Raw genomic sequence first — 22,604 nt, 5'->3', positions numbered from 1 at the left:
TATAGGGTTTGAGATTTAGGATAGATGCACAGTTGTAGTATCGTTCCTAATGCCTGCACCGTATAATTATGATGGGCACACTTCGCACTACGGCCTTGATGGCCTTCCTGATTGTACTTTTTGCGCTCGTCGGCGGCGCTATTGGCGGCTCGGGCGGCATGACGATTGCACTCGTAATTGCACTCGGGCTCAACTTTTTCAGCTATTGGTTTAGCGACTCGATCGTGCTGAAGATGCACGGTGCGCAAGAGATCCAGCGTGCAGATGCGCCGGAGCTCTACGACATGGTAGACCGGCTGCGCAAGCGCGCGGATCTGCCCATGCCCCGGGTGTGCATCATTCCACAAGATCAGCCGAATGCGTTTGCAACGGGGCGCAATCCTCAGAACGGCGTTGTGGCAGTTACGCAGGGCATCATGCGCACGCTGAGCCGAGACGAGTTGGAGGGCGTGATTGCCCATGAGCTGGCCCACATCAAGAACCGCGACATTCTGATCTCGTCGGTGGCTGCGACCATGGCGGCGGCGATCACATTGCTGGCGCGCTTCGGCTTCTTCTTTGGCGGCCGCGACCAGAACTTTGTGAGCATGCTGCTGATGATGATTCTGGCTCCGCTGGCAGCGGTGCTGATTCAGATGGCCATTTCGCGCTCACGCGAGTACGTGGCCGACCGCGACGGGGCCGACATTGCGGGCAATCCGCGCGGGCTGGCAAACGCCCTGCAGCGACTGGAGCGCGCCGCCCAGCAGCGCCCGATGCGCGGTGGAAGCGAGGCCACCTCGCACCTGTTCATCGTGAATCCGTTCTCAGGCGGCATGAGCGGACTCCGCACGCTCTTTTCGACGCACCCATCTACAGAAGAGCGTATTTCTCGTCTGCAGCAGATGGCCCGTTCGGGCACGTAACCGGTAGAGGACCGCACGGAGAGGCGTGCGTGTCACAGCGTATGCCGCGCGAGAAACACCGCTACAGTAGCAGCACGGGCAAACGCACGCGGGCATGGCCTGCAATCCATCACACAGATTACGATTGCAGGGCATGTCCGCGTGCGTACGGAAGGGCAAGCGTGAGCGTACGCAGCACCATGAGCGTGGTAATACCCATCCAGACGCCAGTGAGCCCCCACCCCATCGGCAGCACCAGGAGCAGCACCACGGCGGCTCCGCCGGCAGAGAGCAGCATGGCCTTGGCCAGATATGGAAAGCGCTCGGCGCCCATGTAAATACCGTCGCCCACGAACACGAATCCGTTCAGCGGCTGCAAGAGCGCTACAATGGGAAACACGGAGAGGATGGCGGCGATGGTAGCCGGGTCGTCTGTGAAGAACTGCGGCAAGACGGGCTGCAATAGGGCAAACCCGGCGCCAAGTCCGACACCCAAGAGGAGCCCCCATCCGATGATTCTGTTCGACACGGTGCGGGCGCGTTCGGGGGCATGGGCGCCGAGATGCTTTGCGACGAGTGCCTGAGCTGCTACGGCGAGCGCATCGACGATCAGCGCCATAAAAAGCCAGAGCTGGGCGGCGACCTGATGAGCCGCCACGGCGGTGACGCCCACGCGTGTGGCGACGGCGGTGGCGAGCGTCATGGTGCCGACCAGTGCGGCGGTGCGGGCAATGAGGTCGCGCCCCACCTTGAGCAGGGGAACCAGGGTGCGTGGAGCGGGCCAGAACCAGGAGACGCTAAACGCATCGCTTCGGGTCTGAAACAGCAGCCAGAGAAAGGCGATGGCGCCAATCCACTGTGCGACAACGGTAGCCACCGCCGCGCCGGTAAGCCCCCATCCGAGTCCGAAGATCAGGATCGGGTCCAGAATGAGGTTGACCAGATTGAGTCCGATCGTGATGTACATGGGTGTGCGCGTATCCTGATACCCTCGAAACGCGCCGTTTCCAGCTGTAATCAGCAGCACCGCTGGCCCTGCGAAGGCGCGGATACGCAAGTACTCCAGCGCCGGATCGAGCAGTTCGCCGGTTGCCCCCATGAGGCGCAGCAGCGGAACTGCAGCCAGTTGCAGAGTGACCAGCGCAACAGCACCAGCGATGAGCGCGAGAACTACCGCGCGTACCACGACACGTCCGGCAGCTTCGCGATTGCCGTTCCCCACATGGCGCCCTACGCGCGGGGTTGTGCCGTACGCCAGAAAGTTAAAGATGACGAACGCCATCGAAAAGAGCGATGCGTTCACACCCAGCGCTGCCAGCGGCACGCGTCCGAGCTGTCCCACAAAAGCAGTATCGACCAACGAGACGAGCGGATCGGCAGCCAGTCCGGCCAGTGCTGGAATGGCGAGCCTAAAGATAGCACGGTCGTCGTGGGTCCACAGGCGCATAAGAGACTACACAAAAGCGGTTTAGGGAACAAGCAGGTACAGGGCGCGCGTGCACACGAAGCGCACCCCTAAAAGTTCAGGTGTTGACTGGCGACCTGTAGAACGGTGACCTAACGTGACAGAACGCTTCGATGCAGTGAGAGGGTGAGAGGAGACGTGAAACTGAGGCAAGGGGGCGAAAGAAGAGCGAAACAGTCAGAATCTGTCTCAAATTTCGTGGATTCGCTGCAATATGATAAAAGTTGGATAACAACGGAAAACACATTATATGGTACAGTGTGATGTAAGCCTTATTGTTTAACAGTCCTCATTCTGCCTGTGACTGCGACCTCAGACGGCTCCCCGTTAGTTCTTATAGTGGATGACGAGCAAGACTTGCTCAGCCTGCTAAAGTACAACATGGAGCAAGAGGGATTCGAAACGGCACTGGCCAAAGATGGAGTCGAAGCGCTTGAGAAAGCGCGCGCGCTCGAACCTGATCTCATTGTATTGGACGTGATGATGCCGCGCCTTGACGGCATTCAGGTGTGTGAACAGCTACGTAAGGATGCCCACCTGCGCACCACCCCCATCATGATGCTCACGGCCCGCTCTGAAGAAGACGACCAGGTACAGGGGCTGGACGTCGGGGCCGACATCTACCTGAGCAAGCCGGTATCGGTATCGGTGATTCTCAGCCAGGCCCGTGCACTGCTGCGTAGTGCAGAGCGCTACGACACGCCCCCCGACCAGCTTACGGTGCACACGCTCACGATTGATCGCGACCGCTACCTGGTCTACCAAGAGCAAGAAAACGGCAGTTCAAAAGAGATGCGGATGCCGCGGAAAGAGTTTGAACTGCTGTACTTTCTGGCTTCGCACCCCGGCAAAGTATTTTCGCGTCAGGAGATCCTGGACAACGTGTGGGGCCCAGATGTGTATGTCGTTGACCGCACGGTCGACGTCCACATTCGGAAGATCCGCGAAAAAGTGGGCAGTGCCCTTATTGAGACGGTGAAAGGCGTTGGGTATCGTTTCAAAGAATAGACCCGTCACACGGCGCCCCGTTTGCAGTTACCGCTAACACATTTTTCACGTTGACTTTATTTATGAAGCACATGACGCGCTATACACCCACCGTCACGGCCTGTATTCTTTCGCTCCTACTTGTTGCTGGACTTTCTGCGATGACTGGATGCGGCGGCGGATCTACAGACACGGTGCGGGTTGATGGATCAAGCACGGTCTTTCCCATTTCGCGAGCAGCTGTGAGTGACTATCAGGGCGAATATCCGGGCAAGCGGGTCGTTGCCAGTAACAGCGGTACCTCAGCGGGCTTTCAGCGCTTCCTTCGTAATGAGACAGACGTAACAGGCGCATCGCGCCCCATTCGGGAAGATGAACTGAATCGTGCGCGAGAGAACAATGTGCGATTCATTGAGCTTCCGATCGGGTACGACGGGCTCACGGTAACCACGCACACCGGTAATGATTTCGTATCATGCCTCACGGTCAGTGAGTTGCGCGCTATATGGGAGCGTGGTAGCACTGTAGAGCGCTGGAGCGATATCCGCGATGACTTCCCTGATAAAGAATTACGCCTGTACGGACGTTCGCCAGCCAGCGGAACGTTTGATTACTTTACCGCAGCGATCAACGGCGAGCGTGGCAACGTGCGCGACGGCTACAACGCAAGTGATACCGATAACGCGGTGGTTCAGGGCGTATCGCGTGATGAAAACGGAATGGCATTCTTCGGACTATCATACTATGAAAATAACAGCGACGCGCTGCGTCTGATTGAGATCGACAACGAGCAGGGCGAGGGGTGTGTCCGCCCGACGCAAGAAACAGTATCTGCTGGTACGTATCAGCCGCTGGCACGTCCCGAGTTCATCTACGTGAACATTGACCGCCTGGAAGCCAATCCGGAAGTGGAGCCTTTTGTGCGGCATTACATTGAGAACGCGCGCCGCTTTGTGCGACAGGCCGAGTACGTGCCGTTTGAGGAAGACGTATACGATCTGGTAATGGAGCGCTTCGAAAATCGCATAGAGGGAACCATGTTTGGCGGGACAGGACCTACGATCGGAGTGCGCATATCAGACCTTCTGGAGCGCATGAATGCTGACGGCATGGGAGCCGAAGAAGTCGGTGCCGGATCTGAATAGACCCGTGCTTATGCGAACATCACGCCACGCAAGGGTCGTTTAGCACGATGTGAACGGCCCCGTTGATCAGGTCCTTGCCAACCTGCTTCCTGGCTCACGACGAACTGGTTGAGCCTCGGCGAGCAGGCGTACCCTGAACGAGGCGCCAAACAAGGGGTGCGTGCCGTGTTCGTCCTTCATCCATCCGCATCCGTTTTTCTGATAGCTGCTATATGTCCTCTTCTCCTGAACCTGCATCGGCTGCTGTTGCTGAGACTGAGGGAGCATCCACCAAAGTCGACTTCTCTGCGAACCTGTATGCAAGCCCACGCGAGAAAGCCGTTAAGTACGGACTCGGAGCGTGTGCCCTGCTCACGGTGCTGACAACGCTTGGCATCATCGGTATTTTGCTGTACGAGTCTGTCGGCTTCTTCCTTCAAGTGTCGGTCATTGACTTTCTGACAGGCACGGAGTGGCGCTTCGCAAGTACTGACCCCTCTTTTGGTGTACTGCCGCTTGTTGCGGGCACGCTTCTAATTACGGTGATCGCGGCAGCTGTTGCCATGCCAATTGGGCTGGCCAGCGCGATCTACATTTCGGAGTACGCCTCGCCGCGTGCGCGACGTTGGCTCAAGCCGAGTCTTGAAGTGCTTGCCGGTGTGCCAACGGTCGTATATGGATTTTTTGCGCTTACCTTCGTATCGGGGGTAATCATACAGGGGATCGACTCATCGCTACCGCCTCTTAATGCGTTAAGTGCCGGGCTCGTCGTTGGTATTATGATCATCCCCATGGTCGCATCTGTAAGTGAGGATGCAATTCGCGCTGTTCCTAACTCTCTGGCAGAAGGGGCGTACGCGCTGGGTGCTACTAAATTTGAGGTGGTACTGCGTGTAATCGTGCCGGCTGCGCTGAGTGGTATTATCGCCAGCTTTATCCTGGCGCTGAGCCGAGCTATCGGAGAAACGATGATTGTTGCGATTGCGGCTGGAGCTACAGCCAACTTGACGGCGAATCCGCTTGAGTCGATTCAGACAATGACTGGATTCATCGTGCAAGTTGCCAAAGGAGACATCGATCAGGGCACGATCAGCTATCAGAGCCTCTTCGCGGTAGGACTGCTGCTTTACCTAATCACGCTTGGTATGAACCTCGCTGCAAACTGGATTATTCGTCGGTATCGCGAAAACTACTAATGGAAGACAACGCATTTAATCCACAACTCCAAAAGCGTCGCCGTTACGGGCAGGTCATCACAGGGCTGCTCTTTCTCGCGACCGTGTTCGGACTGCTGGTATTAGCTACGCTTATTGTCGACGTGGTGACGACGGGCGCGGGCTGGCTCAGCCGCTCTTTTATTTCTGGCTATCCCGGGGCGACTCCGGAAGGCTCAGGAATCTGGCCCGCAATTGTGGGGTCGCTTTACCTGATGGGAGTCGTGGCTGGTACAGCCGTTCCGATTGGTGTGGGTACGGCTGTCTACTTAGAAGAGTACGCCGATGAGGGACTCTTTAAGCGCGTTATCCAGGTAAATATCACCAACCTGGCGGGGGTCCCCTCTGTGGTGTATGGTATCTTAGGGCTCGGGGTCTTTGTATACCTGTTTGCTATGGGAAATAGTCTGCTCGCGGCCGGACTCACACTGTCACTTTTGGTGCTTCCCATTGTAGTCATCAGCACACAGGAGGCAATTCGTTCCATACCACAAGGGATACGCGAGAGTGCTTTTGCACTGGGGGCAACGCGTTCACAGATGATATGGCACCATCTCATTCCCATTGCCCTGCCCGGAATCTTAACGGGCGTTATTCTTTCGCTGAGTCGTGCTGTTGGGGAGACGGCCCCGCTTGTACTTGTAGGAGCGGCACTCGCGATCAACTTTACTCCAGCACATCTCCTGGATGACTTTACTGCACTCCCCATGCTTGTTTTTCAGTGGACCGAAGAGCCAGGGGCTGCGTTTCAGGAACTGGCAGCAGCAGCTATCATCGTGCTTTTAGCGTTCCTTCTGCTGATGAACCTGTCTGCTATTCTGCTTCGCAACTATTTTGAAGATCAACTGACCGGATAGCGCTCCATCGTTATGGTAGAAGCGGCTGTGTAGCAGCTTCTACCATACGAATCGCTTGTTGTATGGCATTTTGTACAGTACTCTTGACGTCCTATGGCTTCTTCCAATGCTCCCAACGCAGGTACACCCGCAAACTCTTCGGCTGCGGACACGGGAGCGCCCCCACCCTCTAACAATGTTTCCTCAGACGAAAAGGCTGCTGCCGACGATCGCTCTACAGCGTCCTCAACGCCTTCCAGCGACGACGTGCGAGACGGGGTACCTACCAAAATTCGCGTTCAGAACCTGGACTTCTGGTATGGCGATGGGACCCATGCTCTCCAAGACATCTCGATGGAGGTTAAAAAAAACCATGTAACCGCACTTATTGGCCCCTCAGGGTGTGGAAAAAGTACGCTCATTCGCTGTTTCAACCGAATGAATGAGTTAATTCCCAACACCACGTTAGAGGGCACCGTCGACGTAGAAGGCCAAGACATCTATAGGGCGGACCCCGTGATGGTGCGTCGGCACATCGGGATGGTCTTCCAGAAGCCGAATCCGTTCCCAAAGACGATATACAAAAATATCGTATGGGGTGCCCGGATAAACGGCTATACAGGAGATGAAGACGCGCTGGTTGAGGAGTGTCTTCGTCAGGCTGCGCTCTGGGATGAGGTCAAGGATAACCTTCATTCCAGTGCGTATAACCTAAGTGGAGGGCAGCAACAGCGGCTTTGTATTGCACGGGCCCTCGCTGTAAAGCCTGATATTCTACTAATGGATGAGCCGACTAGCGCACTTGACCCGGTAGCAACAGGAAAGTTCGAAGATACAATTAGTAAGCTTCGAAAAGACTATACCATCGTAATTGTAACGCACAGCATGCAGCAGGCTTCGCGCGTAAGCGATGAGACTGTATTTCTGTATATGGGGCGCCTGATTGAAATGGGGGATACCGAGCAAGTCTTTACGCGGCCGAAGAAAAAACGTACCGAAGCGTACGTAACTGGGCGCTTCGGATAAGTATTTTCTATCGAAGAGGTTATGCCCCCCTCTGAATATTTTTTATGCTATGTCTACTCCAGCATCTTCCTCACATGGCCCCCGGCCCCAGCTTGATCGCGAACTCGACGCGTTGCGTCGCCACCTGGTCACGATGGCGGCTCTGGTAGACGAACAGCTGGCTCATGCAATGAATGCGCTCATTGAGGGCGACGCCGAAGCCGGCGAAGAAGTCGCATCACGCGACAGCAGAGTGGATGCGCTGGAACTGACGATTGACCAGCAGTGCGAACGAATCCTGGCGCTGCATACGCCTGTAGCGGCGGATCTGCGCATGCTCATCATGGCTGTGAAGATCAACACCGACTTTGAGCGCATCGGTGACCATTGCCGAAATTTAGCGCGTAACGCGGCTCCGCTGGCTCCCTACCCTGGCCTGATCGCATCTACGACAACGCCCCGCATGGCCGATCTGGCCCGAAGCATGCTTCATGGAGCAGAAGAGGCTTTTCTAAATCATGATCGCCTTCAAGCCCGCGAAGTTATTGCGCGTGACCAAAAGGTAAACCGGCTCCATGCCGATAACCTGTCGCATCTCATTGAGCAAATGCGCGTCAACCCTGACCAGGCAGAGGCGCTGGCTTATTTGATTGCAGTAAGCAAGGCGCTCGAACGCATCTCCGACCACGCAAAAAACATCGCCCAAGGCGTGGTTTTTCTGATCGAGGGCAAAGACATTCGTCATCAGCGCCTCTCCGAATCGGGACGCCCCTCCTCATCAGGAGAAAACCGACCGTAAGATCCATTCTGTGGACTCACGTGCTATTCTGTCTACTTCGTCTATATGATCCGTTCGATGTGGGGATGAACGGATGGAAGGATAGACGTGGTAGTGTGGCCGTCCACATCTCCATACACCAATGGAGCATGCGGAGCTGGTGATACGCCACAGGTCGACACGCTCGTCGCTGTGCATCCTCCTCACAGTACACCTCTACTGACCTACTTGGCACGCAAGACAGCTGTTAAACTCCAAGCAGTATCTCACGGGCGGCTCTTCCTCTATGCCTAATCATTTCAGAGATAGCGTGTATCGTATCTTGAGCGCTGAAAAGATATGTCTTGTGCACGGACGGTACGTTTCTGCAACTCAATAACGCAACACTGCTACGCCAAAAACATCACTTCGCAGATTTTTTGTCGTCTCAGGCTCTTGACAATATTCGGGCTTGTCTTTATATTAAGTTAATTCATATGCAATATATGTGTTGGCAGTAATTTGCCCTAAAGTGCTCCGTTAGCTACCGACTTTTAAAAGTAAAGCTTAGCGCCCGGTTAGGCATCTCCTTGCTCAGTCGCCGAAGTGTTGCAGAGCAAATAGAGAGCAGGTTCGAGTGTAGAACCGATTATTCGCTATTAATCGCGGTGCTGCCGGCGTGCTTTGGACGGCACGCTAAATACAAAGCTTGATCAGCAATAAATGCGACTGAAAGCCAACGGAGTAGGGCAATATAACAAGTGCAATACAATGTACTTGTTAGGTGCATTTTTATCGTACTTGCATGTGCAACCACCACCGCGTAAAGAGCCACTCCCGCCCGCTATCGGCATGAGTGTGTTCCTTTTTTTATGGGCACTGCAAACATGCGGCAGAAGTCCGCTAACTTCTGAGCATGCTTCGGAAAAAGCAAACCGCCGTTCCGGTGCCCAACCACCCACAGTTATTCCCAAACAGACAGAGGACGTTACATTATGAACAGATTAGCTACAAAGCTCTTGTGCGGGCTCGCGGTGCTGCTGTTGGCACCCGGGCTCGTCTTTGCACAAGACGGCACCATCACTGGTACGGTGACAGATGGTGAAACCGAAGAGCCCTTGCCGGGGAGTACCGTGCAGATCTCTGAAATTGGTGCCGGCGTGGCAACCAATATGGAAGGCGAATACGAGCTCAACGTGCCTGCAGGAACGTATACCGTTCGCGTTAGCTTTGTCGGATACATTCCCGAAGAGCGTGAGGTGGAAGTAGTAGCTGGCGAGACAGTTACTGCTGATTTTACGCTCACCTCTGACCTGGATATTCTGGGTGAGGTGGTCGTTACCGCCCTGGGCGTAGAGCGCCAAGAACGCTCGCTTGGGTACTCAGCATCAACCGTGCGCAGCGAAGATCTGATTCAAGGGAATCAGGAAGACATCGTAAGCGCGCTCTCTGGTCGTATTCCTGGCGTTGACGTTACGCAGCAGTCGGGTAATGTTGGGGGAAGCACGCGAATTACGCTGCGTGGTGTAGCGTCGCTAACTGGAGACAACCAACCGCTCTTTGTTATCGATGGCGTGCCTATCTCAAACTCCAACATTGCCTTTGATGGAACGCGGATTACCGGCTCGTTCGATACAGGGAACCGCGCCGGCGACATTAACCCGCAAGACATTGAGGAGGTAACTGTCCTGAAAGGAGGCGCAGCCGCGGCTCTCTACGGGCAGCGGGCCAAAGATGGTGCTATTATTATCACAACAAAGCGCGGGTTTGAGGGGGCATCTTCGGTCGAGTTCTCCTCGTCGCTGACAGCTTCTCGTCCGGCGCGTCTTCCCGACTTCCAGAACGACTTTGCGCAGGGGAGCATCGGTAAGTACAACATCACCAGCCTCAATGGCTGGGGGCCGCGTATCGCTGGCCAAGAAGTCGAAGACTTCCGCGGAGAGACCGTCTCTCTGCAGGCACAGCCCGACAACGTATCGGACTTCTGGGATACCGGTACGATGTCAAATACAAGTGTGTCGTTTACCAGTGGTACGGCTACAACCGACTACCGGCTGGGGCTGACATATATGACGCAGACGGGTATTGCCCCGGAAAGCGGGCTCGACCGCGTTAACCTGACAGCGAACATGGGAACGCGGCTCGAAAATGGGTTCCGGTCACGGCTAAACGCACAGTACATCAAGACGGATACGAAAGGCCGGGTAGCGGCCGGAGGCAATGACCCGAATACGCTGGTCAGCATTATAAACGGATTGCCTCGCACCATCGCGCAGTCTGATCTGCTTCCGTACATTGACCCGGAAACGCTTGAACAGCGCAACCTGGGAACCCAGACCAACAATCCCTACTGGATTGCCAATGAGAATCCATTTACAAACGATGTGGAGCGTTTCATTGGGTCCGGGGAAATTGGATTCGAACCGTTTCCGTTCCTCGATATCACGTACCGGGTCGGTACAGACATCTACACGGAGAATCGCCGCCGAATCAACCGGGTCGGTACGATTGGACGTGAAGATGGAAACTTTACGGATGAGGTGCTCCAAGAACGGCAGATCGACTCGAACCTCCTCGTTACGTTCGACTACGACCTGACGCCGGATCTGACGCTCACCGCAATCGCCGGAAACAACATCAACCAGGAGACTTTCCAGCGCGTTCGAAATAACGCAACAGAGCTCTCTGTTGACGAGCTGTACAACTTCGGCAATGCCAACTCAAACTCGCCGTCCAACATCTTTCAGCAGCGCCGCATCATTGGCGTGTTTGGCGACGTTACGCTCGGGTACCAGAACTGGGCGTTCCTGACGGTGACCGGCCGCAACGACTGGAGCTCGACGCTGCCAACGGAAAACAACTCGTTCTTCTATCCCTCGGTGAACACAAGCGTTGTGCTTACCGATGCCCTCGACTTCGGCGGCCGATATCTATCGTATCTGAAGCTTCGGGCCAACTATGCACAGGTAGGAAGCGATGAAAGCCCATATCAGCTGGACTTCCGGTTCTTCCCGGTTAACAACATCTTCGGTCAGTTTGGAACGGGTAACTCGTTTCCGTTCGGCGGACGCACCGGGTTCACGGCTACGAATACCATTCCGCCAACCGACCTGAAGCCACAGAACCAGATCTCGTGGGAGATCGGATCCGAGGCGCGCTTCTTTGATGGGCGCATGGTGCTGGATGCTACGTACTACAGCCAGCGCACCGAAGACCAGATCATCTCGATCCCGCGTCCGCAGTCTACCGGGTTTGGACAGCGCCGCACGAACATCGGGACGATCTCCAACAAAGGAGTCGAGATTGACCTTTCGGGTACGGCCATTGCCGCGCGCGACTTCTCGTGGCGCGTAAGTACCTCGTTTGCGACGAACATCAATGAGGTGGTCGAGCTGGCAGAAGGCGTCGATCAGGTTACCGTACAGAGCGGCTTCAACAGCTTCCAGATCCGAGCGGAAGAAGGCAAGTCGCTCGGTATCTACGGTGTTGGATGGGAGCGTGACCCTGAAACCGGACGTCCGGTTGTCGATCCTGAGACCGGACTTCGCCGTTCGGGAGAAGACACGCGGATTGGAGACCTCTATCCTGACTTCCGTGTCGGGTTTGGCAATACGTTCAACTACCGTGGGTTCTCACTCGGCTTCAACATCGACTGGAAGAACGGAGGATCCATCTTCTCAAACACGGTGGGCGCACTCCGCCGAGCCGGACTTGCTGAAGAGACCGCAATTAACCGCGATGGTACCTTCATCGATACCGAAGCTGTTGTTGAACGCGATGGGCAGTTTGTAGACAACGATGTGCCCGTAACAAGCATGCAGGCATTCTGGGGCGCATATGCAGATGCCAGCATCATTGAGGGCAACGTGTTCGACGCAAGCTATGTAAAGCTGCGTTCGGCGCGTATCGGATACACGTTTCCGCAGGAGTTCATCGCAGGAACGCCGATCCAGAACGCAAACATTGCCCTTTCAGGTAATAACCTGCTGCTGCTCTACAGCAACATCCCGCACATCGACCCCGAGACCAACATCTTTGGCTCAGGGGCAATCGGTGAAGGATACGAGTTTGGCACAGTACCGCAGACGCGGTCCATCAGCCTGTCTGTCAACCTCACCTTCTAAAGAGAGAAAACAAGCTCATGGGATGCCGGGTGGCCTTATCTCCATACGAGAGGAGGCCCCCCATCCTGAAGAGCTGGCACCGTACTCTCTTTTCAAAGCATTTAGATACATTGGTAACTATGCGTACACTCAGATTACTCCTCATCGTGCTGGTGGCAGTTGGACTGACGGCCTGCGATGATTTTCTCGATATCAACGAAGATCCGAACGCAGCTACCGAAGCTGATCCGGAGCTTCTCTTTCCCACTATTCTGGCGAATACAGCCAGTAACCGTGCCATTGAGTTCAAAGCAGACGTTAACTTCTTCCCACAGGTGTGGTCATCGGCTGGAGCAGCTGGGGTCTTTAACAACCCAGAGCGCTACGTTGTAAGCCCGTTCAGTGCCGGTAACACGTGGAATAGCATCTATCAGAATCAGCTGAAAGAGCTCGACCTGATTGTTCAGGATGCTGAAGCAAACGGGTTCGATAACATTGTGGCTCAGGCGCAGATCATGTCGGGCTGGTCGTACCTGCAGGCAACGGAGCTCTATGGTCCGATCCCCTTCTCTGAAGCCATCAATCCAGACATCGCACGCCCGGCGTATGACGAACAAGAGGACGTGCTTCGTGGCATCGTAGACCTGCTCGAAGAAGCAAAAGGACGAATCACGGACAGCCCGATTGTTATTGGGGATGCAGATCTCATATACGGGGGAAATATGGAGCAGTGGGAACGCTTCGCGAACTCCATCCAGATGCGCGCGCTCATGCTGCTGCGGAATGGCGGTGCCTCAGTAGATGGTGAGATCAACGCTCAGCTCGGGCGACCCATGATCCGAAGCGTGGCTGACATCGCACGTATCCCGTTCTTTGACCAAACGGGCAACGAAAACAACCTCTGGAAGCTGCTGAACCAGTTCTCAGGCGGGCAAAACATATGGATTCACGCCGGCGAGCCGGTGATCGAGATCATGAATCGTGACGAAGATCCGCGCCGTGCTACCTTCTTCGATGAAAATAGCGCAGGAGAATTCGCGGGGAGCCCTCCCGGCGTGCTGGGAGGCGACTTCTCGTTTGTGAGCCTCAACATCATGCGCCCCGATTATCCAGAAATCCTGATCAATCCGGCAGAAATCCTGCTCCTGGAAGCAGAGTTTCTCGAAGAAACGGGATCGAGCGGACGTGACAAGCTGGAAGCTGGGGTGCGGGCAAGCATGGACTTCTACGACGGACAGCCTGGAGCCATTGATGCCGCAGAGAAAGATGCCTTCATCGGACGACTCCTCGACCGGTACGACAATGCAAGTGACAAAGTAGAGGTTATTCAAGAGCAGCTCTATGTTGCACTGACGGGCCAAAATCCTGAAGGATGGACGAACTGGCGCCGTACCAAAGTGCCTGCTCTTGAGCTTCCGCAAGAGGCGGTTTTCAATACCATAATCCGTCGCTATCCGCTTCCTGACAACGAGCGCACAGCCAATGCAGAAAATGCAGCGCCGTTCATCGGACTGGAAGACGTGCCCATGTGGTTTGAGGGTGAGTAACCGTCAGACCATGTTTTTCTACTTCGTCTATCCACAATACTTTACTGTTCTTGTACCATGACTAAATATCTTACCACATACGTGTCAGCACTCCTGCTGGCCAGCCTGCTGCTAATGGGCTGCGATGACTACGAACTCCCTGTTGACATTAACCAAACAGCCGACAGCCGCGCCTACGTTGAGTTTGGAAGCACAGCGTCGGTAGGCGGAGCGCCCGGCGAAATTGCGGGATTTAATACGTTTGTTCGACCTACCTCGATACAACAAGATGTCGAGGTCGAGTTCGTAATCAACAGCCCGGCCCCCAGCGATGCTGCTGTAGAAGGGGTTGACTACGAGGTTGTCGCGAATCCCTTCACGATCACCTTTGAGGATCCTGATGACACGGCCAACCTTGACTCGGGTCCTGTAGAGATTGCTATCCTCGAAGATGCTACTCCCGGACGTGTAATCCGAGTAGAGTTGGTCCGAGCTACTGCTGCAGACGGCACAGAGCTTCGCGTGGGACGCCAGGATGGCTTGCGCACCGTGCGTAGCATTGTGATCCAGTAAATGCCGTTGGTGAACAGAAAAGTGAGCGCCACTTAGAACCTGTTCACGCACACGTGCATGCGTAGTGGAGCGCTGAAATGGTCTCCGCACAGCACTGCAAAAAAATAAAGACGGGCATCAGTGGTTCATCTGTTCCACTGATGCTCGTTTTTTGTGTTGATACGGTCTTGTTGCCCTATAACCAGGTACGTTACAGGCAGGCCGACTTAGCACCTGTTTGGGTTTTGGTCTGCAGCCGAGCGGAGTCGCTTGGGGGCCAAGCTGAGAGATCAAAACAGGTTCCTAACGCGCTATGCGTTGGTGTGTAAAGACAGATAGTAGCTGAAATGTATATTAGCGCAGGTCAGAACGCATAGCGATATGACACGCTCATATTGCGCCCCGGCATCGGAAACCCGAACTCGCTCCGGTCGATCCGTGACAGGTGGTCGCGGTACAGCGCATCGGTTACATTATCGACGCGAAGCGTGATACGGTGCAGCCCGTTCGCATCCAGCCGGAGTCCGGCCTGCGCATCCACGAGCGTGTATCCGTCGGTGGGGAGCTCGTCAGGTGCAACTCGATCCTGCGTATCCACCATGCGGAGTCGGCTCCCTACCCACCAGCGACCGGTATCGTAGCGAGCACGCAACGTGCCGCGAAGTGGGGGCATCGTCGGGAGTGGATTGCCACTATCGATGCGCGAGCCCCGCACGTAGTCAAGATGGCCCTCAAGCGATAGCGCTTCGGTGAGTCGGGTATGCACTTGTGCTTCGCCCCCTACGAGCCGGGCATCGGCGGCACGGTAGCGGAAAACGTCCCACACGCGTCCCTGCGTGTCTTCAAAGGTTTCCCCAGTCGGACCAAACGCGATGAAGTCGTCGATACGTGTGTAGAAGCCAGCGAGATCGAGGCGTATCCGGTCGTTGCTCCACCGCATAAAGAGGTCAGTGCCCAGTCCGATTTCGGTACCGAGCGTGGGGTCGCCCTCCTCGTATAAACTCGCGCCAAAGTGCACGCCATCGGCGAAGCGCTCTTCAACCAGAGGGAAGCGGTGCGCCCGCGCTACCTGGGCCCCGATCTCAACGTTTGTGGTGGGGCGCACGTTCAAGCCAATAGATCCCGAAAGCGCACGCGACTGCACATGCTCATCGATATCCGGGAAGTCGTCATTGGGACGCGTACGGGCAGACTGCGTCTCGGCGCGAACACCGAATTGCAGACGGGTCGTCTGTGTCAAGGGGACCTCCTGAAACGTAAACAGTGCTACTGTTTCTTGCGAGATGCCCGGACTGAATGCGTCATCGCCGCCAAGGTCGGTCGTGCCGAGATAGACATCGGCACCCAGCGCGCCCTCATCCAGAATGCCAACCGGGCGATGGCGCAGCGTCAAGGTCGCATTGCCCGAGTAGCGGAGATATTCGAGCTCTACATCTTCGTTGATGCTACCATCAAGCTCTATTTCGCTTTCAACTTCCTGCTGGAATAAACGAGCGCCCTGAAATTGCAGCGTGGCATCTTTCACAAACTGGTTCAACTTCCATGTTGCTTCCCCCTGAATGCGCTGCTGGTCCATCCGGATTTCAGCGCTTTCGTCAGAATCGTCGATCCCTTCAGGTAGCCCAAATGTATGATCAATTGCTGAAAAGGAAAGACCGCTGCTCAGTGCAGCGCCTTCGTATGCAAAGCCGGCCTGGCCTTCCAGATTACTGATCGCTGTTCCTGGAAGTAATCCATTGGGGGTGCGCACATCGTCGGCATCCCGATACGAAAGGCGAGCTGTGGTTGCCCAGGTATCGCCTGCATGCTGCACACGCGTTAGTCCACTCAGTGCGTTGTTCATCGATGCCCCTTCCATCGTGATCGTGCCGGACGTGCCGGGCGTCCAGTTGCGAGGGATATCCGATGTGAGGAGGTTTACTACGCCTCCAATAGCACTGGACCCATGAAGCAGGCTCGACGGACCGCGAATGATCTCGACACGCTCAGCGGCCATGGGATCGAGCGTGATGTTATGGTCCGGGGCTGTGCTCGAAATGTCGCCCATCCGAAGGCCATTTTCGAGGATGAGCACGCGGTCGCCGTCGAACCCGCGAATTACCGGGCGCGCCGGAGCAGGTCCAAACGAACGCATGGCAATGCCGGGCTCGCCATCAAGCATTTCGCCAAATGATGAGGCCGATCGTTCCTGGAGCGCTTCTACGTTGAAGGCCTGCGCAGACTGGTAGATCGTGGTGCCCACAGGGGAGCCAGTCACAATAACGTCGTCGAAGGTTACTTCTTCTTCGGTCAGGCGTATCACAACAGGCGTTTCGTGCGGCATCTCGACATCGGTGCGATAGGTTTCGAACCCCACAAACCGAACTTCAAGAGACTGGAGGCCAGCGGGCACATCCGTAAAAGTGAATGCTCCGGACTCGTCGGTTGTCGTACCTCGATCAAGGTCAGGAAGCAGCACAGTAGCTCCTGGAAGCGGGGCGTTATCTTCTTCCGACAAGACCTGTCCTTCCAGTGAACTGGTACCGGCTGTCTGTGCTGCTGCAGGTACTGCCGTGCCCAGGACAAGCATCAAAGCAAAGAGTGCTGTTACGTGTCTCATCATGGATACATCGCGTTGCGTCTGTTCAGAAAACATCGCAGCCACAAAAACGGCTGCCAGATCCTACTATTTAGATAGGCAACCAAAATAATTTAGTCAAGGCTAAAAAATTATTTCGAGAACGGCAATGCAACGTAATCGAAACATATAGGCTGCCTGACGCGGATGTAAAGAGGTGCATCCATCCTCTGGATCTGATCAAGCGCGAAGAGGGCGATCGATTGAGGCCGAGTTATAAAGATGGATTGGAATACGGGATATCGCTCACAGACAGATTAGAAGGCGTTCATCGCCTTGCAAAGATGGGATGGCAGCAGGCAAAGAGCCCTTCAGAAGAAGCATGAGGCTGAGCTGCGCCGCTGCATCATCTCCCCGACTGACAAGAGAAAGCACCACGATACGTTAATCCCTTGTTTTCTATTTCTTGACATTGACGAGGGCGTGGAATACATTCATGATACGAAGAAAACGCCTCGTCGTGCTTTGCGTGCAGTTCGTTTCTATTTGTCCTGATAGTGAGAAACGTAGCGCACGGTATCAGACATGCAGCCAGGCCTGGGCAATTGTTGACTGAGAGCCCGCGCCCATGATGTTCTGGTTATGCAACACAGGAAGCACAGGCGACACAGCCAGGAGAGGCGCCGCGTAGATCCTCGTTCTTGATACAGGGAATACCACTTATGAAACACCGACACCATGCATGCTGGACGCTAATTTGGCTGGGGGTACTCTTGTTTGTTGGGATGCCGCTTACCGGATGGGCGCAAACGACGGTAGAAGGCACGGTAACCGACGCAGAAGACGGAAGTCCGCTTCCGGGTGTGAACGTGACCGTACAAAATACACAGATCGGTACGCTTACCGACCCAGATGGCACGTTTACTATCAATGTGCCCGCTGATCGTAACACGCTCGTGTTCTCGTTTGTAGGCTTTCAGCGGACGACCGTAACGCTGGAGGAGGGGCAGACGTCGGTGGAAGTTTCACTTGAGCCCGATGTTGTAGGCCTTGACGAGGTCGTCGTAACCGGACTTGCATCCAGCATTGCGCGCGAGAACCTGGCTAACTCGGTGGAGACAATTTCATCGGATGATCTGGCCGGACGAACCAATTCGCAGACGCTCGACGGCGCACTGAGTGGCAAAGTCGCGGGGGCAGAAATCAGTTCGTACAGCGGAGCGCCTGGCGGGGGGATGTCGGTGAAGCTGCGCGGTGTATCTACGATTAACGGCAACTCGCAGCCGCTTTACATTATTGACGGCGTGGTCGTTAACAACTCGGCTATCCCGAGCAACGTGAATGCGGTAACACAGGCCGCAGCCGGAGGGAGCCGGAGTAACCAGGACAACCCGGTGAACCGCATCGCCGACCTGAATCCGCAAGATATCGAGTCGATCGAGATCCTGAAAGGGCCTTCAGCGGCGGCGATCTATGGCGGGCGTGCAGCAAACGGGGTGGTTATCATCAACACGAAAAGCGGGGCAAGCGACGCCACACGGGTCGATTTCTCTCAGACGCTGGGCGCAACGACGATTCGCAAGAAGCTCGGCACACGCCAGTTTACGGCCGAAACGGCTGAGGCTGCGTTCGGCTCAGAGGGACGCACGCTGTTCTTAGAGGCTCAGAACGAAGGGCGCTTCATCGACTATGAAGATGAGCTCTTTGGTAACACAGGGCTGCTGAGTACAACCAGCCTGTCGATCTCAGGCGGAAACGAGGACACGCGGTTCTTCCTTTCAGGACTGCTCCAAAACGACGATGGTATCGTTGAGCGTACCGGATACGACAAACGCTCGGTGCGTCTGAACCTGGACCACGACCTGTCAGATCGGATCCAGCTTTCCGGAACGGTGAACTACGTAAACGCAAACACACGACGGGGACTCACGGGCAACGATAACTCAGGTACCACATTTGGCGTTGCACTCACGGCAACACCGAACTTCATCGACATCCGTCCAGACGAAGACGGTAACTACCCTGACCACCCGTTTAACGCCTCGAATCCGCTACAGACGCGCGACCTGTTCACGAACCAGGAAGTTGTAAATCGCACGATCACAAGCGCGCAGGTTGAGTACACGGCCTTCAACACAGAACAGCAGTCGCTGCGTATTATTGGCCAGGCAGGAGCGGACTTTTTCTCATTAGAGTCGGAGGCACTTTTTCCGGAAACCCTGCAGTTTGAGCGCACGAGTCCTGAGCCGGGCACGTCTATTCTGGGCGAAACGACTTCGATCAATACAAATGTACGCCTGCTTGGGGTGCACTCATATACGCTCTCGGATTCGGACGTGACGTTCACCACGCAGGCAGGCGTAACCGGAGTGCGTATTGATCAGATGACCAGCAACTTTGTGGCGCGCGGTCTCATCCCCGGGCAGCAGAACCTGGATCAGGCTACATCGCTGAGCCCGAGTCAGGTGCGCGAGGTGCAGAACGATCGTAGCTTCTTTGCGCAGGAGGAGGTGAACATTGCCAATCAGGTTATCGCCACGGTTGGTGTGCGAGGAGACCGGAGCACGTTGAACGGCGACGTAGACCGGTTCTACCTCTACCCGAAGGCGTCGGCAGCGCTCAACATACATAACTTTGCATTCTGGTCGGCCGACGCTGTGAATCAGTTCAAGCTGCGTGCTGCTTTCGGGCAGACCGGTAATATCGCAGGGTTTGGAACCAAGTTTACCTCGTTTGAGGCCGTGTCGGTCGGTGGAGTTGCGGGCACGCTCATCAATCCGCAGCGTGGATCGGCTGACGTGGAGCCGGAGCGCCAGACTGAAATTGAGGCGGGCATCGACCTCGGGCTCTGGGATAACCGGGCCAACCTGGCGCTTACTGTTTACCGCAAAGAGATCACGGATCAGCTGCTACAGCGTGAGGTGCCGGCTTCCACCGGCTTCCGGTTAGAGACGTTCAACGGCGGCACGCTGCTGAACCGGGGCGTTGAAGCAACGCTTGCGCTGGTGCCGGTAGAGAGAGACCGGTTCAGCTGGAACTCGCGCACGAGCTTCTGGGCGAACGACGCTGAGGTCACGTCGCTTCCTGTACCTGCGTTTCGGGCACTCGGTGGAGGCTTCGGAGCCACGCTCGGTGAAATTCGCATCGAAGAAGGCCAGAGCCCTACGCAGATCGTTGGTATTGACGATCGAAATGGCGACGGAACTTCCGATGGGGTCTTCCAGCTGGGCGACGTAGCGCCCGACTTTCAGATGTCGTTTACAAACGACTTCACCTTCTACGAAAATCTAACGCTCTCCGTGCTGGCCCATTGGAAGAAAGGCGGCGATAACCTGAACCTCTCGGAGCTGCTCTTTGACCTCAGTCAGACGTCGCCCGACTTTGACGAGGACAGCAACAATAGTGGCGTTCCCGATGGCGCCGAACGGGTTGGCAACGTGGGCGTGTCGGCAGCACAGTTCGTTCAGGATGCGTCGTACTTCCGCATCCGCGAAATCGGGCTGTTCTACGACCTGCCGACTGGTCTGCTTGACCGTACGTTCAACGGGTCGCTTCGTAGCGTCCGAATTGGCGCATCCGCCCGAAATTGGTTCACCATCACGCCGTACAAGAGCTACGATCCAGAGGTGAATAACTTTGGTACGCAGCCCGTCTCGAACGGGGTAGAGGTAACGCCCTTTCCGCAGTCGAAAGAGCTCTTTTTCCACCTGCGCGTTGGGCTGTAACCTGCACTCGGTTTCTGGCCAGCACATACGTCTCTGCGATCGCTAACCAAGCCTTTGTTTCTATGTACACCTCATTACCACTGCGCGCCGTCTTTGCTACCTCTGCTCTTGTCCTCTTGCTCATGTTGAGCGGATGCGACCTGATGGAGCTCAGCGACGACCCGGATCCGAACGAACCAAGCCTCGAAGACATCCTTCAAGACCCAACCCCTGCCAAGCTGGCCAACCTGGCCGTAGGCATTGAAGCGGGCATGCGCACCGACATCAATCTGTACCTGACCAATGTGAGCATGATCGGACGTGAGGCGTATCGCTTCAGCGCCTCCGATCCGCGCTTCACAGCCGACCTGCTCGGGCGGGGCTCTTCGGTGCTCGATAACAACACGTTCTACATCACGCGCCCCTGGGCCGAGCGCTATCGCGTGGTGCGAAACGCCGAGATTATGCTTGAGACGATCGACAATGCAGGCGGCACGCTCTTCAGCGACGCACAGCGTGCTGGGTTTGAGGGCTATGCCGAAACAATCATCGCCTACCAACTGCTGCTAAACGCAAACCTGACCTTCGAAAACGGCATTCGCATTGATGTCTCGGCCAACGATGTCGGTCCGGTCGTCGGATATGACGAAGCACTGCAGAACATCGCAAGCCGGCTCGACGCTGCGTTTGGACGTCTGCAAGCGGCAGGCGATGCGTTCGAGTTTCCGCTCTCCGAGGGATTTGAAGGCTTCGACACGCCTGCCGGTTTTGCCGCGTTCAACCGTGCCATCGCGGCACGTGTGGCCGTCTACCAGGGCAACTACGCGCGGGCCCTCACGCTGCTTGAAGACAGCTTTGTAGATGACGACGCCCCGCTCGCTCAGGGCATCTACCATGTGTTCTCAACCGCGCCTGGCGACATCGTGAACCCCTGGTTCTTTCCCCCACAGCAGTCTGGCAACTTGCTGGCAGCCCACCCGAGCTACGTCGGAGATATCGCGCGCGACGCCGACGGCGAGATCGTCGATAGCCGCTTTGACAAGGTCGTGGAACGCGAAGACGCGTTTGCCGCCGATGGCCTCTCCTCCAACTGGGGGTTCTTCGTGTACAAGACCCAGGTCGATCCGATTCCGGTTACGCGTAACGCGGAGCTGCTACTCATCCGGGCCGAAGCCAACATCTGGGAGGGCAACTTCAGCGATGCCGTTGACGACCTGAACGTAATTCGCAACGCGGCTGGGCTCGCCGACTACGACGGCGAAGAAACTCAGGAGGCGCTCATAGACGAAATGCTGGAGCAGCGTCGCTATGAGCTCTATGGCGAAGGCCATCGCTGGATCGACGTGCGTCGCTACGATCGCTTAGACACGCTTCCTCTTGACCGCGACGGGGATACAGTGTGGGAACGCTTCCCCATCCCGGCGAGCGAAAACCTGTAGCTGGCTCCCGCCGCGTGCTTCTATAGACGTACCGCTTCTGCAACCTAAAACGCCCCACAGGGAAGGCACCCTGTGGGGCGTTTCGTTCTTCGAAGGCAACACGCCGTGCCCCGGCGAGCGCTTAAGCTTCGCCGTGGGTAGGCTCAGTGTCTTCGTAGCCCCACGGTGCAGGGGGCGGGTCGACAGGTTCGGTGAGGTCGAACCGAATCTCATAGCGTGCGCCGGTCTCTTCACGCACCAGGATGTACGTGTAGGCTTCATCGGTCACCTCCACCGTCCACACGTTTGATGCGGCTGCAGGAAGCAGGTCGGCTGTGAACTGATCGGCAGGGAAGGACTGGCGGTTGGCCGTGCCTTCCGCTTCGGTGTCGCCTCCGTACTGCGTGATCTCCTCTTCCGAGCCATCTTCGTTGCGGTGGTCGTGCTTCAGGCGAAGCCCATCATCGGTCTG

14 protein-coding genes and 1 pseudogene are annotated in these 22,604 nt (G+C 56.0%); 12 read left to right on the top strand and 3 right to left on the bottom strand.

The features are described from left to right. Window positions 1-71: 71 nt before the first annotated feature. Window positions 72-905, top strand: coding sequence for a zinc metalloprotease HtpX (gene htpX, locus PPP56_RS08705; protein ID WP_353563654.1), 834 nt, complete (start codon window positions 72-74; stop codon window positions 903-905). Window positions 906-1,023: 118 nt separating this feature from the next. On the opposite strand, the gene PPP56_RS08700 is transcribed toward htpX, so the two are convergent. Beyond that, window positions 1,024-2,331 (bottom strand): MATE family efflux transporter, encoded by a 1,308-nt coding sequence (locus PPP56_RS08700; RefSeq protein ID WP_353563650.1) that lies wholly within the window; start codon window positions 2,329-2,331, stop codon window positions 1,024-1,026. A 318-nt stretch (window positions 2,332-2,649) separates the two neighbouring features. On the opposite strand from PPP56_RS08700, the gene PPP56_RS08695 reads away from it, so the two are divergent. The 9 genes from PPP56_RS08695 to PPP56_RS08655 all read left to right on the top strand — a co-directional run bounded on the left by PPP56_RS08695 (window position 2,650) and on the right by PPP56_RS08655 (window position 14,474). Then, window positions 2,650-3,357 (top strand): response regulator transcription factor, encoded by a 708-nt coding sequence (locus PPP56_RS08695; RefSeq protein WP_353563649.1) that lies wholly within the window; start codon window positions 2,650-2,652, stop codon window positions 3,355-3,357. A 71-nt stretch (window positions 3,358-3,428) separates the two neighbouring features. Continuing rightward, window positions 3,429-4,481: a PstS family phosphate ABC transporter substrate-binding protein gene (locus PPP56_RS08690; RefSeq protein WP_353563648.1), complete on the top strand. Its 1,053-nt coding sequence runs from the start codon at window positions 3,429-3,431 to the stop codon at window positions 4,479-4,481. A 212-nt stretch (window positions 4,482-4,693) separates the two neighbouring features. Beyond that, window positions 4,694-5,656, top strand: a complete 963-nt coding sequence (pstC, locus tag PPP56_RS08685) for a phosphate ABC transporter permease subunit PstC (protein ID WP_353563647.1) — start codon at window positions 4,694-4,696, stop codon at window positions 5,654-5,656. Beyond that, window positions 5,656-6,531: a phosphate ABC transporter permease PstA gene (gene pstA, locus PPP56_RS08680; protein WP_353563646.1), complete on the top strand. Its 876-nt coding sequence runs from the start codon at window positions 5,656-5,658 to the stop codon at window positions 6,529-6,531. Before pstC ends, pstA begins: the two co-directional genes overlap by 1 nt. 93 nt (window positions 6,532-6,624) lie before the next feature. Continuing rightward, window positions 6,625-7,536 (top strand): phosphate ABC transporter ATP-binding protein PstB, encoded by a 912-nt coding sequence (gene pstB, locus PPP56_RS08675; protein WP_353563645.1) that lies wholly within the window; start codon window positions 6,625-6,627, stop codon window positions 7,534-7,536. 49 nt (window positions 7,537-7,585) lie between these two features. After that, window positions 7,586-8,314, top strand: a complete 729-nt coding sequence (gene phoU, locus PPP56_RS08670; protein WP_353563644.1) for a phosphate signaling complex protein PhoU — start codon at window positions 7,586-7,588, stop codon at window positions 8,312-8,314. 953 nt (window positions 8,315-9,267) lie between these two features. Next, entirely contained in the window at window positions 9,268-12,396 is a 3,129-nt protein-coding gene (locus PPP56_RS08665; protein ID WP_353563643.1) for a SusC/RagA family TonB-linked outer membrane protein, read from the top strand. Window positions 12,397-12,515: 119 nt separating this feature from the next. Beyond that, entirely contained in the window at window positions 12,516-13,922 is a 1,407-nt protein-coding gene (locus PPP56_RS08660) for a SusD/RagB family nutrient-binding outer membrane lipoprotein (protein ID WP_353563642.1), read from the top strand. Between the two features lie 57 nt (window positions 13,923-13,979). Further along, a complete protein-coding gene (locus PPP56_RS08655) occupies window positions 13,980-14,474 on the top strand; it encodes a hypothetical protein (protein ID WP_353563641.1) in 495 nt (164 codons plus the stop codon). Between the two features lie 343 nt (window positions 14,475-14,817). On the opposite strand, the gene PPP56_RS08650 is transcribed toward PPP56_RS08655, so the two are convergent. Then, the gene (locus PPP56_RS08650; RefSeq protein ID WP_353563653.1) at window positions 14,818-17,022 is read right to left on the bottom strand and encodes a TonB-dependent receptor; all 2,205 of its coding nucleotides are present in this window, start codon (window positions 17,020-17,022) and stop codon (window positions 14,818-14,820) included. A gap of 773 nt (window positions 17,023-17,795) precedes the next feature. On the opposite strand from PPP56_RS08650, the gene PPP56_RS08645 reads away from it, so the two are divergent. Next, window positions 17,796-20,735, top strand: a complete 2,940-nt coding sequence (locus PPP56_RS08645) for a SusC/RagA family TonB-linked outer membrane protein (RefSeq protein ID WP_353563640.1) — start codon at window positions 17,796-17,798, stop codon at window positions 20,733-20,735. 62 nt (window positions 20,736-20,797) lie between these two features. Then, window positions 20,798-22,153: a RagB/SusD family nutrient uptake outer membrane protein gene (locus PPP56_RS08640; protein ID WP_353563639.1), complete on the top strand. Its 1,356-nt coding sequence runs from the start codon at window positions 20,798-20,800 to the stop codon at window positions 22,151-22,153. A gap of 121 nt (window positions 22,154-22,274) precedes the next feature. Here the strand turns inward: PPP56_RS08640 and PPP56_RS08635 are convergent. Beyond that, window positions 22,275-22,604, bottom strand: a pseudogene (locus PPP56_RS08635) (hypothetical protein); the annotation flags it as partial.

Source organism: Longimonas sp. (genome assembly GCF_040409695.1).
Taxonomy (GTDB): Bacteria; Bacteroidota; Rhodothermia; order Rhodothermales; family Salinibacteraceae; genus Longimonas.
This window is presented reverse-complemented; position numbering and strand designations above follow the sequence as displayed.